The organism is Sphingomonas sp. SORGH_AS_0879 (genome assembly GCF_030819175.1).
Taxonomy (GTDB): domain Bacteria; phylum Pseudomonadota; class Alphaproteobacteria; order Sphingomonadales; family Sphingomonadaceae; genus Sphingomonas.
This window is the reverse complement of sequence record NZ_JAUTBJ010000001.1, coordinates 1-12,816: the sequence shown is the minus strand read 5'-3', so window position 1 is coordinate 12,816 and position 12,816 is coordinate 1. Positions and strand designations below refer to the sequence as shown.

13 protein-coding genes are annotated in these 12,816 nt (G+C 61.8%); 10 read left to right on the top strand and 3 right to left on the bottom strand.

Going from position 1 to position 12,816, the window contains the following annotated elements; all coding sequences use genetic code 11:
* Window positions 1–138 precede the first annotated feature (138 nt).
* The 5 genes from QE379_RS00065 to QE379_RS00045 all read left to right on the top strand — a co-directional run bounded on the left by QE379_RS00065 (window position 139) and on the right by QE379_RS00045 (window position 6,168).
* Window positions 139–741, top strand: coding sequence for a polysaccharide biosynthesis/export family protein (locus QE379_RS00065; protein WP_306996664.1), 603 nt, complete (start codon window positions 139–141; stop codon window positions 739–741).
* Window positions 742–758: 17 nt separating this feature from the next.
* Window positions 759–2,945 (top strand): polysaccharide biosynthesis tyrosine autokinase, encoded by a 2,187-nt coding sequence (locus QE379_RS00060; RefSeq protein ID WP_306996662.1) that lies wholly within the window; start codon window positions 759–761, stop codon window positions 2,943–2,945.
* Entirely contained in the window at window positions 2,938–4,161 is a 1,224-nt protein-coding gene (locus tag QE379_RS00055) for a hypothetical protein (RefSeq protein WP_306996660.1), read from the top strand. The genes QE379_RS00060 and QE379_RS00055 overlap by 8 nt, the downstream gene beginning before the upstream one ends.
* Window positions 4,162–4,184: 23 nt before the next feature.
* Window positions 4,185–4,442 (top strand): hypothetical protein, encoded by a 258-nt coding sequence (locus tag QE379_RS00050; RefSeq protein WP_306996658.1) that lies wholly within the window; start codon window positions 4,185–4,187, stop codon window positions 4,440–4,442.
* Window positions 4,443–4,737: 295 nt separating this feature from the next.
* Window positions 4,738–6,168 carry an ISNCY family transposase gene (locus tag QE379_RS00045; RefSeq protein WP_306996656.1) on the top strand — a complete coding sequence of 477 codons (1,431 nt, stop codon included), beginning with the start codon at window positions 4,738–4,740 and terminating at the stop codon, window positions 6,166–6,168.
* 162 nt (window positions 6,169–6,330) lie between these two features.
* On the opposite strand, the gene QE379_RS00040 is transcribed toward QE379_RS00045, so the two are convergent.
* A complete protein-coding gene (locus QE379_RS00040; RefSeq protein WP_306996654.1) occupies window positions 6,331–7,221 on the bottom strand; it encodes an SDR family oxidoreductase in 891 nt (296 codons plus the stop codon).
* 95 nt (window positions 7,222–7,316) lie between these two features.
* On the opposite strand from QE379_RS00040, the gene QE379_RS00035 reads away from it, so the two are divergent.
* On the top strand, window positions 7,317–8,138 hold the full coding sequence (locus tag QE379_RS00035; protein ID WP_306996652.1) for a helix-turn-helix transcriptional regulator: 822 nt from the start codon (window positions 7,317–7,319) through the stop codon (window positions 8,136–8,138).
* A gap of 121 nt (window positions 8,139–8,259) precedes the next feature.
* On the opposite strand, the gene QE379_RS00030 is transcribed toward QE379_RS00035, so the two are convergent.
* Window positions 8,260–9,144 carry a LysR family transcriptional regulator gene (locus QE379_RS00030; RefSeq protein ID WP_306996650.1) on the bottom strand — a complete coding sequence of 295 codons (885 nt, stop codon included), beginning with the start codon at window positions 9,142–9,144 and terminating at the stop codon, window positions 8,260–8,262.
* A gap of 166 nt (window positions 9,145–9,310) precedes the next feature.
* On the opposite strand from QE379_RS00030, the gene QE379_RS00025 reads away from it, so the two are divergent.
* The 4 genes from QE379_RS00025 to QE379_RS00010 all read left to right on the top strand — a co-directional run bounded on the left by QE379_RS00025 (window position 9,311) and on the right by QE379_RS00010 (window position 12,399).
* Window positions 9,311–10,381 (top strand): catalase family peroxidase, encoded by a 1,071-nt coding sequence (locus QE379_RS00025; RefSeq protein ID WP_306996648.1) that lies wholly within the window; start codon window positions 9,311–9,313, stop codon window positions 10,379–10,381.
* Complete coding sequence (locus QE379_RS00020; RefSeq protein ID WP_306996646.1) at window positions 10,378–10,974, top strand: cytochrome b; 597 nt, start codon at window positions 10,378–10,380, stop codon at window positions 10,972–10,974. Before QE379_RS00025 ends, QE379_RS00020 begins: the two co-directional genes overlap by 4 nt.
* 114 nt (window positions 10,975–11,088) lie before the next feature.
* Complete coding sequence (locus QE379_RS00015) at window positions 11,089–11,976, top strand: SDR family oxidoreductase (RefSeq protein WP_306996644.1); 888 nt, start codon at window positions 11,089–11,091, stop codon at window positions 11,974–11,976.
* A gap of 189 nt (window positions 11,977–12,165) precedes the next feature.
* Window positions 12,166–12,399 carry a hypothetical protein gene (locus QE379_RS00010; protein ID WP_306996642.1) on the top strand — a complete coding sequence of 78 codons (234 nt, stop codon included), beginning with the start codon at window positions 12,166–12,168 and terminating at the stop codon, window positions 12,397–12,399.
* 26 nt (window positions 12,400–12,425) lie between these two features.
* On the opposite strand, the gene QE379_RS00005 is transcribed toward QE379_RS00010, so the two are convergent.
* Window positions 12,426–12,816: integrase core domain-containing protein (locus QE379_RS00005; protein ID WP_306996640.1), on the bottom strand; the 391-nt coding region annotated here is incomplete at its 5' end.

The following is a 12,816-nucleotide window of genomic DNA, read 5'->3' as shown; positions in this document are numbered from 1 at the left end:
AATCCTGAATATGGGACTACTTCAGTTATGCGTCGCTTGAGGCTGGCCCTGCCGGCAATTATCCTACTCGCTGGATGCGCTCATCGAGCACCGCTCCAGTCGACGGCCGAACTGACGGTGGTTCAGGATATGCGAGCGATGCCAGCGCCACTGCGCTCCGATCTCACGGCTCCGGAGCGTGCGAGCTTCGTCGGACCGCTCGATACCATTTCGGTCGACGTATTCAATGTTCCTGAAATGTCGAGGGAGGTGCAGGTCGATGCCGGTGGGCGCATTGCCATGCCGCTGATCGGTTCGATCGAAGCCGGCGGCAAGACATCTGCAGAGCTTGCAAGTGCGATCGAGGGAGCCCTTCGTCAGCGCTATGTCAGAGACCCCCAGGTGACGGTCAACATCCGTAACGCCGTCAGCCAAGTGGTAACGGTGGATGGGCAGGTCACCGAGCCAGGCCTTTACCCGGTGACAAACCAGATGACGTTGTTGCGCGCGGTAGCTTCGGCCAAGGGTCTGTCGGAATATGCACGGCAGGAGGATGTCGTCATTCTGCGCACGGTCGACGGACGGCGTATGGCAGGGCTTTATAATCTCGCTGCCATCCGGGAAGGGCGCTACGCTGATCCGGCGATTTACGCCAACGACGTCATTGTCGTGGGCGATTCTTCACAGCGCCGCATGTTCCGCGATATTGTCGGCCTGTCGCCATTGTTGGCGGCACCGCTCCTCGCGATCCTTCAAAAATAAGCGCTAGGCGTCGTCACATGAGAAAAGCCACCGACGTCTTGCACGTTGTCGAAAACCGAGCGAGCGATGGGCATGATACGCCACGATTGCCGCTCTTGAGGCAGTATCTTCGCATCGCTCTTCGCTGGCGCTATGTGGTCGGCGGCATCGTCGCGGGCTGCTTGCTGCTCGGCATCATCATCACCTTCATGATGACGCGGCAGTACACCGCGACGACGACCGTCGAGATTTCGCGTGAATCGAACAATATCGTTGCCATCCAGGGCGTAGAACGCGAAGCGGGGCTAGCCGATCAGGAATTCTATCAGACCCAATACGGGTTGCTGCGATCACAGTCGCTGGCAGAGCGTGTCGCAGGACAGCTCAGGCTTGTCGACGACCCCACCTTCTTCACGCAGTTCCACGTCAAATCGAAGGCCCCCGCTTTCGAACTGATCAATGGTCACTACAGCCCGACCGGGCGGCAGGTCCGCCTGCGTGTTGCGGGAGAAGTATTGCTAGACCACGTCGATATTGCACCGACGCGCCTGTCGCGGCTCGTTGAAATCCGCGTGACGACACCCAGCCCTGAACTGTCGGCAAAGATCGCCAACGCCTGGACCGCCAGCTTCATCCAGGCGTCGTTGGAGCGGCGCTATCAAGCCACGTCCTATGCACGCAATTTTCTTGAAAACCGTATCGAAACTTTGCGGGTTCGCCTTGAGTCATCCGAACGAAAGCTGGTCGCCTATGCTTCGGCTCAGAAGATCATCAATCTCCCGGGCTCGACGGAGCAAGGGCGGTCATCCAATGACCGGTCGATCCTGACGGATGATCTGACGTCCCTGAATACGGCATTGGCATCGGCTACTGCCGATCGGATCGCGGCTCAGGCGCGTTACGAAAAGCGTGGCGCGTCGGGAACCAGCGCGGAAGCATTGCGCAACGTCGCAATCAACAATCTGCGTCAGCGGCGAGCCGAGCTAGCCGCCGAATATAAGCGGTTAATGCTTCAATTCCAGCCAGAATATCCTGCGGCCCAGGCAGTAGCCGCGCAGATAAGCCAGCTGGACCAGAGTATCGCGCGTGAAGAAGCCAGGGTCACCGGGTCGCTCGACGCCGATTATCGCCAATCTCTCGATCGTGAACAACGCCTCAAAGCGCGCGTCGAAGCATTGAAGCAAGGCTTTCTTGATCTACGCCGTCGGAGCATTCAATATAATATCTTCCAGCGCGAAGTAGATACGAATCGGCAACTATATGATGGCTTGCTGCAACGCTACAAAGAGATCGGCGTAGCGGGCGGGGTAGGCGTCAATAACGTTGCGATCGTCGATCCGGCGGACGTGCCCGATCGCCCATCGAGCCCCCGTTTGGCCCTGAATCTCGCGCTGGCGCTGATTCTCGGCTGCGGTCTTGGCGTGCTGTCGGCTCTGGCGCTGGAGCAGATCGATGAGGCCATCGTGGATCCGGCAGACATCCAGAACGAGCTCGGCGTGCCATTGCTGGGATCGGTTCCGAAGCTGCGGGAAGGTGAGCCCAAGGACGCGCTGCTGGACCGCAAATCGGCGTTGGTCGACGCATATATGGCGGTGCAGACTAACCTGCAGTTTACTTCCGAGGCTGGCGTGCCGCGCTCTATTGCGGTAACCAGCACCCGTCCGGCCGAGGGTAAGTCGACCACCGCGCTGGCACTGGCGACCACATTGGCGCGCGCCCACAAGCGCGTAATACTAATCGACGGCGACATGCGGTCGCCATCGATCCACCATCTAATCGGCGTGTCGCACGATCATGGCCTGAGCAACTTCCTGAGCGGGCAGGACGATATCCAATCGCTGCTCGTCGATGGTGGAGCGCTGGGTTTTGCGGTGATGACCGCTGGGCCGATTCCGCCCAATGCGGCCGAACTGCTGACCGGTGATCGGCTGAAGCTGCTGATCGAACGACTGCTGGAAGAATTCGATCATGTGGTGATCGATTCGCCGCCAGTCATGGGGCTGGCCGATGCTGCGCTGATCGGCAGCCATGTCCAGGGCATCGTCTATGCCGTCGAAGCGCACGGAACGCGGACGAGCGTGGTGAAGATCGCGCTGTCACGCCTCGTCAGCTCGCGGGTACGCCTCCTGGGTATGGTCGTAACCAAGTTCGAGAGCAAGAAGGCCAGCTATGGCTACGGGTACGACTATGGCTATGGCTATGGCCGCGCGGGTCAAGATGTCTGATACGACCAGCCTGCCGATGCCCGGTCGGCCCGTAGGGTTGGGGATTCGCCTGTTCGTCTGTTTGGCATTGGTCATCCTGTTGGTGATTACGCTGGTGACCGGCATAGCCAATATGGTCCGGTCGACCGCACCCGAGTTGGCGTTGCGTCTCGCGCCCTGGAATGGCCCGGCTGCGGCAAATGCCGCAGAGCAACTCGTGTTCAGCGATCCGAAACAGTCCGAGCGTGCGTTGGGTCTGGCTCAACGCGCGTTGCGACGGGATCCCACGCTTGTTGCTGCGGTCACAGCACGCGGAATAGTTGAGGAACTGCAAGGCCACGCTGACGCAAGCCGCCACGATCTTGTCTATTCCGCCTGGTTGTCGCGCCGTCACCTGCCGACGCAACTATGGTGGATTGAGTATGGCGCCGCGCATGCCAACATCCCGCTGGCATTGTTGCATTATGATCTTGCCCTTCGTGCGATCCCGCAGGCTCCCGATATTCTGTTTCCCATCCTGGGAAGCGCGATCGCGCAGCCGGAGGTCCGCCGGAAGCTGCTGCCGATCCTCCGCGAGGCACCGGCCTGGCGGAAGCCCTTCTTTCATTGGCTCGCGACCAATGGCGTCGATTATCCGTCAACGGCACTCCTGTTGAGCGATTTGCGGCTTAAAGGCAACGATCTCCCCCCAGCCTTGTACGGGCAGGTTGAAAATGGGCTGATCGCGCAAGAAGATTATGACGCCGCCTGGAATTTTTATCGGCAGCGTCACCCCAACGCGCGCCGGGATGCGACTCAGGACGTGACTTTCCGATCCGCCAGTGCCGGATATCGGTCGCCGTTCGATTGGAACGTGCTCGACGGGCAGGGGGAAGCTGTTATCGGTCAGCAGGGTGGAGACTTCGTTCTTTCTTTTTCCACGATCCCGACCAATTCGACGCAATTGGCCCGTCAGACGATGCTTTTACCCCCCGGCCATTATACGTTACGTGACGACGTTCGTTTTGACGCCGCTCCGGTCAAAATGCGTCCCTATTGGATTGTGCAATGTCTTGATGGCCGGAAATTGGTCACCATTCCTATCGGAAGCAAGATTGCGCAGCCCTTTGCCATGCCCATGGATTGTCCGGTACAGTGGCTGATCTTGGCCAGCGATGCATCCGACACGCCGCAAGGAAGTGAAGGGGTCATTCATTCAGTGATGGTGCAGCGCAATAGTGCAGGGAATGCTCAATGACGAGCTGCTATTTTTTTTTAATCTTGGCAATGATCACCATGTCTTCCGATAGTGGCCAGACTCATGGCGCATCCCATCAGTCGCAATTTGATATTCGGTTGAAGACCGATATTGATTCCAATATTGCCAAGAGAGTCGGAAGCAGGCTGGAATCGCGGATCAACAATCGTATTGGACGAACGACTTCCATCGACATTAATCAAGAAACGAGTTACCAAAATTCCGATAATTTTGTGACAAAAGTAGAAATTCCGACCCGCCCGGATCAGGCTGGCAGATAGCCATTTTGACTAAGACCATAGTTGGCATGAAGATACCAGCTGCTCGGTAAACGGCAGACTTTGCGCGAGACCATAGAGTAGGTGGTATAGTCGCAATCGGTTTTGCGATTGCCTTATATCAGCCGACCGCCGCCCCGGTACGTCCTCCAATTTAACATAACAAATATTATCAAACCTAAGGAGTGCAAGCACCAGATACAAATGACACCACTCTGCTAGATAGAAATGGCACTGCCGGTGCTGTCAGCGGGTCGCCGGTGTCATAGCCTTCCTCGGCAACGAGGACGCGCATGATATGACGGTGCTGACGATGAGTGCTGCAGAGATCACCCGGTTCGACACGTTGATGCGGGTCGACCGCGGCGAGATCCGGATCCCGGACGCGATGGAACTGCTGGGCCTCCAGCGGCGGCAAATTTACCGGCTGCTCCGCCGTCTTCGGCATGAAGGCGCTGCGGGCCTCGTCTCGCGCAAGCGCGGGCGGCCGCGCAACCGGCGCTTTAGCGATGCCTTCCGCGCCGAGGTGGTCGCGCTGGTGCGCGAACACTATGCCGACTTCGGCCCGACGCTCGCGCGCGAGTACCTCGCCGAGCGCCATGGTCTGGGACTGTCGTGTGAAACGCTGCGACAGATCATGATGGAAGCCGGCCTCTGGAAAGACCGCGCAGCTAGGCGCCCTCGCCCCTATCAGCCCCGCTACCGGCGCGACTGTCGCGGCGAGCTGGTCCAGGTCGACGGCTCAAAACATTGGTGGTTCGAGGAACGCGGCCCGCAATGCACGCTGCTGGTGTTCATCGACGACGCCACGAGCGAGCTGAGGCACCTCGAGATGGTCGAGAGCGAGAGCACGTTTTCCTACATGCGCGCGACGAGGACGTACCTTGAGCGGCACGGCAAGCCGGTCGCCTTCTATACGGACAAGCACAGCGCCTTCCGCAACAACACGGCCTCGGCAAACGGCGACGGGATGACCCATCTTGGGCGCGCGCTGGACCGGCTGAACATCGAGCTGATCTGCGCAAACTCGCCGCAGGCGAAGGGCCGTGTGGAGCGCGCCAATGCCACGCTGCAGGACCGGCTCGTCAAGGCGATGCGGCTCCACCGCATCAACACCATCGACGAAGCCAACGCCTTCCTCCCCTCCTACATGGTGCAGCACAATCAACGGTTCGCCAAGGCGCCGTTCGACCCGCGCGATCTGCACCGGCCGCTCGCCATCCACGAGAACCTCGAAGCCGAGATGGTCTGGCGCGAGCAGCGCACCGTCACGGGCGCCCTCACCCTCCATTACAACAAGGCGATGTTCATCCTGGAGCCGTCCCCGGTCGCACAGGGCCTCGCCCGCAAGAAGGTGGATGTGTGCGAGTATCCGGATGGCCGGCTCGAGATCCAGCACGACGGCGAAGTCCTGCCCTATCGCGTCTTCGACAAGATGCGCCGCGTGAACCAGGCGCCGGTGGTCGACAATAAGCACCTCGACGCAGCACTCGCCCTCGCTCACGCCATCCAGCAAGTGCAGCCGCACCACGCCAAGCGCAACAACAACGAGCCTGCGCGTACCGCCCAGCCCGGCGGCATGTTCAAGACCCCCTCGCCCGTACCCCCTGGACCGAAGCTGGATCGCCGCAAACTGGGCAATCAGCGCCTCAAGCGAGGTCCCCGCCTTTCCAACGATGAACTTGTTGGGCGTGGCTTGGGAGAGTACGTCCACCAGCAGACAGGATGACCGGATACCGCGCCTGCCGGCGTCTCAAAAACGATGGTGAAACGGGGCGGCCAACGGCTTCCCAAAAACCCATTAAGTGACATTCCGAGAAGGTTGGAAGTAGCCACGCGGCGTTGCTAGGCCGCATGAGTACCCGTCGATAAATACGGACTGAGGAATACGTCAGCCTGCGGCCGTCATACCGCAGATGTCGGTGAGCAAAGTCGGACCTTCGGGTTGCCAACCCAAATGCTTCCGCGTCAACGTGCTAGATGCTGACATGTCCTTCGATGCGAATGCTGCAAGCCAGCCGAAATGCGCACCAGCCTCGTCCGTGCTCACGGACCTCAACGGCAGGCCGAACGTCTGGCCGATCGCCTCGGCAATGTCGCGCAAGCTGATCGCGCCTTCAGCGGTGCCATGGTAGCGCGCGCCGGCCTCGTTCCGCTCCAGCGCCATCCGGTAAAGACGGGCGGTGTCGAGAACGTGCGCGGCCGACCATGTGTTGGCGCCCTCGCCGACATAGGCTGAGACGCCCTTCTTACAGGCAAGCCCGATGAGGTCGCTGACCAACCCTTGCTTGCGGGTGTCATGGATCTGAGAGTTACGCAGCACGATGACGTGGATACCGCGCCCGTACAGCGCCTCCCCTGCCAATTCGGAGGCTATCCGCGGGTTGGGACTATAGGCATTGAAGACATCCTCCGATGCCGGCTCGCCCAGTGCGGTCGATCCCATGGCGGTACTGGACGTGATGATGAGCGGCTTGGATGTACCTTCCAGGCCTGCGCCCAGCGCCTCGATGGCACGCCGATCCTTCTGGCAGTTTTCCAGGAAGTCCGCAAAATTATGGTCGAACGCCGTGTGGATCACACCGTTGCAGGCGGCCGCGCCTTCTGTCAGGCTTTCCAGATCCTCGATATCGCCCCGATGCGCCTCGGCCCCCGCCGCAACCAGCGCGTCAGCGCCAGCATCCGATCGGGTGAGGCCCAACACGCGATGCCCGGCACCCAGCAGCTCGGGGATGATGTGGGAGCCGATAAAGCCGGTCGCCCCGGTCAGAAACACGCGCATCGAACATTCTCCATGGCAGATGCAGCCATATCAATCCACGCGCTATCCCGTAAAAGTAGTGAGGGTATCCTATTATAGTTACTAACGGGAAGACGATGGCGACTGACTTCGACAATGGTCTCGGCCGCTATCTGAAGGATCGCCGTAGCCGGCTTGATCCGGACGCGTTCGGCTTTTCGACACAGCGTCGCCGGACCCCCGGCCTGAGACGCGAGGAGGTGGCGCAGCGCGCCAACATCAGCCCGACTTGGTACACCTGGCTTGAACAGGGACGGGGCGGGGCACCCTCGCCCGACGTGCTGAACCGCATCGCGCGCGGGCTGATGCTGACCGACGCCGAGCGCGAGCATCTGTTCATGCTGGCGCTCGGCCGCCCGCCCGAAGTCCGTTATAAGGCAACCGATACGGTGACGCCGCGCTTGCAACGTCTGCTCGACATGATGATCGCCAGCCCGGCGATCATCAAGACCGCGACTTGGGACGTGGTGGCGTGGAACCAGGCTGCGGCGCTCGTGCTGACCGATTACGGCACGCTGCCGCCTAAGGAGCGCAACATATTGCGGCTCGTCTTCTGCAACGACCGGATCCGCGGATCGCAGGAGGATTGGGAAAGCACCGCCCGTTTCGTCGTCGGCGCCTTTCGAGCCGATGCGGCGCGGGCCGGTGCTGTGTCGGAAGTCGGCCAGCTCGTCACCGAGCTTTGCGCGACAAGCCCGGACTTCGCGGCGCTCTGGGCGGACAACGACGTGCGCTTCCACGGCGAGGGGAGTAAGCGGCTCCGCCATCCCGAGTTAGGGCCGATCGAGCTGGAATATTCGGGCTTCGCGGTCGATGGCCGCCCCGATCTTGGCATGATCGTCTACAACCCTGTCGATCCCGCCGTCGCCGATCGCGTCCGGTCGCTCGTTGCCGGGTAGCTTTGCGCTTTCGCGAAAGGGAATGGCGATCGAGACCACAACCTCAATCAGCTGATTTATGGCGAGGAGCCGGTTCCGTTAGGCTGGCGGATGCGTGCGAGCGTCCCCTTCCCTCCGCGTCCTACTTCGGGTTCTTCAAGTGGTCGATAAGGGACCTGAGCGCGGCGGACACATGCCGACGCCCGGAATAGTAAAGGAACAGCTCGCTGAACTGTGCGCGATAATCGGGCAGGCATCGGATCAGCCGTCCGCTGTCGATATGCGCCCGCGCGCCCTCTTCGAAAACGAAGGCAAGGCCGGCACCTTGCAGGGCGGCTTCGATCATGAGCGATTGATCGTTGAGGATCAGCGACCCCGTGACGTTCGTCTTGCTGATCTGGCCGTTACGCTCGAACATCCAGGGTGTCAGAACGCCGCTCGGTAGCCGGTACAGGATACAGCAGTGGTGGACGAGGTCGTCCGGGCTCATCGGCAGGTCCCGCCCGGCCAGATAGGCGGGCGAGGCAAGAACTGCGAAGTGGAAGGCCTGGTTCAGGCGCACCGCGATCATGTCCTGCTGCATGGCGATGCCGAACCGGATACCGGCGTCGAACCCCTCGGCGACGATGTCCACCATTCGGTCATTGGAATCGATTTCCACCGACAAGCGGGGATAGGTCGAGGCCAGCGCGGTGACCGCGCCGATGATGCTGACGCTGACCGAACGGGGGACGGTGAGACGAAGCGATCCGTGCGGCTCGCCCCGGAAATCATCGACGGCATCGACGGCCTGGTCGAGTTCGCCCAGGGCCTGCTTGGCACGGGAATGTAAGAGGCGGCCAGCCTCGGTCAGCGAGACGCTCCGCGTCGTCCTGTTGAGCAGCCGAACCCCCAGCCGTTCCTCCAGCGTCCGTACCGCGTGGCTGAGCGTGGACCGTGTCACCCCGCGATCGAGAGCGGCCCGCTGAAAGCTGAGCCTGTCGGCGACGGCCACGAACGCGGCGATTTCCTGGAGATTTCGACTCATTGTTCGATATCATTCAACAGCTTATTCGGGATTGTCCATCTAATCCTTCCGAATTTTCACGGCTAGAATGCGCATGTCAGAGGCAGGCCAGCCCCCGCCGGGATGATCGGCTTGCCTCTGAATGTGCCACCCGGATCGGCTGTCCGACCGGTATCAGGAGTCGTATATGGCTGACCGCCATTCGTTGAAACGCGCTTGGCTTCCGCTGGCGAGCATCGCGGCGATCGCCGGATCGCTGGTCGCGGCCTTTGCCTGGAGCGCCGGACTGGTCGGCAACCGGATCACCACCGCGACTTTCCTGGCCGATACGCCCAAACCCTTCCCGGCGGGCTATCGTCGCGCGCATGGCAAGGGCATCTGTTTCGATGGAGTCTTCCATGCGAGCGGTGCCGCTGCGTCAATTTCGACATCGCGGGTGTTTTCACAAGCGCAGGCACGGGCCATCGGCCGTTTCTCGATCGGGACGGCGGATCCCTATGCGCCGGACAATTCGACGCGCACCGTCAGCATGGCCATGCTGATCACCGCCGATGACGGTGAACAATGGCGCATGAAAATGAACAACGAGCCGCTCTTCGCGACCCATGATGCGAAAGGCTTCCTCGCCCGAATTGCCGCCTTTGCGCCCGATCCGGCGACCGGCCAGCCCGATCCGACGAAGGTCGCGGCGTTCTACCGAGATTATCCCGAAGCCCGCCGCGTCATCGAAGCGAAGGCCAAGGCGCCGTGGCCGAGCAGCTTCGCGGGCGCGCAATATCATGCCATCCACGCCTATTTCTTCATCGGCCCCGACGGGCGGCGCCAGCCGGTGCGATGGAGGTGGCGTCCCCATGCCCCATTTACCGGCTGGAGCGTCGAGGAACGCGCCAAGGCCGATCCCGATCACCTGTTCAAGGATATCGCCGAGCGCCTGACACACGGGCCGCTGCGCTGGGACCTCGTGCTGCAACTGGCGGAGCCGGGTGACCCGGTCGACGATCCGTCGCAGCCCTGGCCCGCGACACGCCGGCAGATCGTCGGCGGCACGTTGGAGGTCACGCGCGTGGTCGACCAGGCCAAGGGCCTATGCCGGGATATCAATTTCGATCCGACCCTCGTGCCGAAGGGCATCGCGCTCACGAACGATCCGGTGCTGGCCACGCGTGGCGGGATCTACGCGCATTCCTACAATGCCCGCCTCCGCGAGATCGGCTATGGTCGTGCCACGGATGCGGTCGGCAGGGGAGCCGGTCGATGAACGACAGCGTGTCCGATGCCGCACGGGATGAAGACCAAGCGCAATGCGTCGAGGCGGACCGAGGGCATTTCAACGTCCTGGCGCGGGTGCTGCACTGGGGGATGGCGGCGGCAATCTTCGCCATGCTCTTTATGGGTGTCGGCATGACGACGTCGCTGACCTGGCGTCCGGTGCTGCTCGACCTGCACCAGCCGCTCGGGCTCGCCATCCTGCTGCTGGTCGTCGTCCGGCTGGCCAACCGGTTGCGTCACGGCGCCCCGGCGCTACCGCCCGAGACACCCCGGCTCCAGGCGCTGGCGGCGACCGCCAGCCACTGGATGCTCTACGGCCTGATGGTCCTGCTCCCGCTGATCGGCTGGGGGATGCGATCGGCCGGGGGCTGGCCCGTCAGGATGATCCAGGGATGGAATTTGCCGCCGATCGCCCCGACCGACCCGACGGTTTATGCCCTGTTGCGCGATGCGCATAGCATTCTGGCGTGGTTGCTGTTCGCGGTGGTGATCGCGCATCTGTCGGCGGCTTTGCTGCACGGCTGGATTTACCGCGACGGGGTGTTCTCGTCGATGGCGCGGGGCCCGGCGCGTTCCGCTTAGCCGACCCGCCTGACGTCGCCCGGCCCGCACACCGCTTTTCCGCAACTATTTTCCCGGCCCTCGGGCCGAACACCGACACGGTCGGAGAAAGAGCAGTACGTCATGGCAATATTGTTGACCGGAAGCACCGGCCATACGGGCATGGAAATTGCCCGCATCCTGGCGTCGCACGATGTTGCGGCGAAGGCTCTGACACGCTCGCCCGACAAGGCCCGCTTGCCCGCCGGTGTGACGCCGGTCCGGGGCGACCTGTCCGATATCGAGGTCATGCGCGACGCGCTTCAGGGGATCGAAACGCTTTTGCTGCTGGCGCCCAATGTGCCGGATGAGTTGGATCAGACACTTACGACGCTTGCCCTGGCACGGGATGCGGGCGTGCGCGGGATCGTCTATCTTTCCGTCTTCGAATGCGATCGTCATGCCGACGTTCCGCATTTTGCTTGCAAGGTCGCAGCGGAACGGATGATCGAACAATGCGATCTGCCCGCGACGATCCTGCGCTCCGCCTATTTCATGCAGAACGACCTAGAGCAGAAATCGCCGCTCTTGGATCATGGGGTCTACGGCATGCCGCTGGGGCATGTTGGCATGGCCGCCGTCGATACGCGCGACCTTGCCGAAATCGCGGCCATGCAGCTCCTGCGGCGCCACGCGGCCTCGACCCAGCTGGCGCGGGAATGCCTTAATGTTGTCGGCCCGGACGATCTGACGCCGGAGTCGATCACGCAAATCTGGAGCGACGCCCTGGCCCGCGATATCGCCTATGCCGGTGATGATCTGGACGCGTTCCAGGACCGGCTCAAGCCGTTCGTCCCGGCCGGGTTCGCCTATGATCTGGGCCTAATGCTGCGCGCCTTCCAGCGTCACGGCGCCCGCGCCAGTGCGGAAGACCGTGCGACCATGTCGAGACTGCTAGGTCGCCCGCCTAGGCGCTATGCGGCGTTCGCCGCCGAGACCGCGAAGGCCTGGGCAAGCGCGTCGACACCGGTTCGGTGTGACTGAAACGGGACGGTCATCGATCCCTCGCGCGGTGCGTAGTGGCCGGATCATTCGGTGGCATAGGCGTGGCCTTCCTCCTTCGTTCTAGCAAATGAGCGACGGCCGAGACGTCTAGGGCTATGTCATATGGGATCGAATATCGGGAAAGGAGTTTGGTCTTAAAACCTGGCTCAAAGCGTCCTGAGAGTCACCTTGACCGTGCCGACTGAAACCCGGACGCTCCGGGCCATGCCGATAACCACCAGTGCCAAGCCTATTGCCAACTCCGATAAAGTCATACTCCTAATCCTGCTGCTGGTATCGCTGTTTCTGACGACAACGGTCAATCGCTGGACGGGGGTGGCGCTGGTCAGCGTTCATCCCGACGCCGGATGGATCGCGTCGGCCGCCATCCCCTCCTGCATCGTTATACTCAGCCTATATTGATCTGGCCCCCGTTTCACCGGACGGGTTCAAGCGGTTGCAGAAACCAGTGCGCGATGCTCGCGCGGCGAACGCATTTTGAGCCCTGAATGGGGGTGGTTGTCGTTGTAGTCCTCGATCCATCCGGCAAGCGATGTCAACGCGGTGAGTGCGTCCGGCAGCGGCGAGACGCGGACGTAATCCCGTTTGAGGGTATGGACGAAGGCCTCCGAGATGCCGTTGGACTGCGGGCTGCGGACGGGGGTGAAGCAGGGTTTGAGGCCCAGCTGCCGGGCAAAGGTCCGTGTTTCGCAGGCGGTATAGGCCGAACCGTTGTCCGACAGCATCTCGACCGGTGTCGCCGCGCGCATGGTGCCGAAGCGGGTTTCCACGGCTTCCAGCATGATGTCGCGCACGTCCGAGCCGCTGATGCCGGCATTG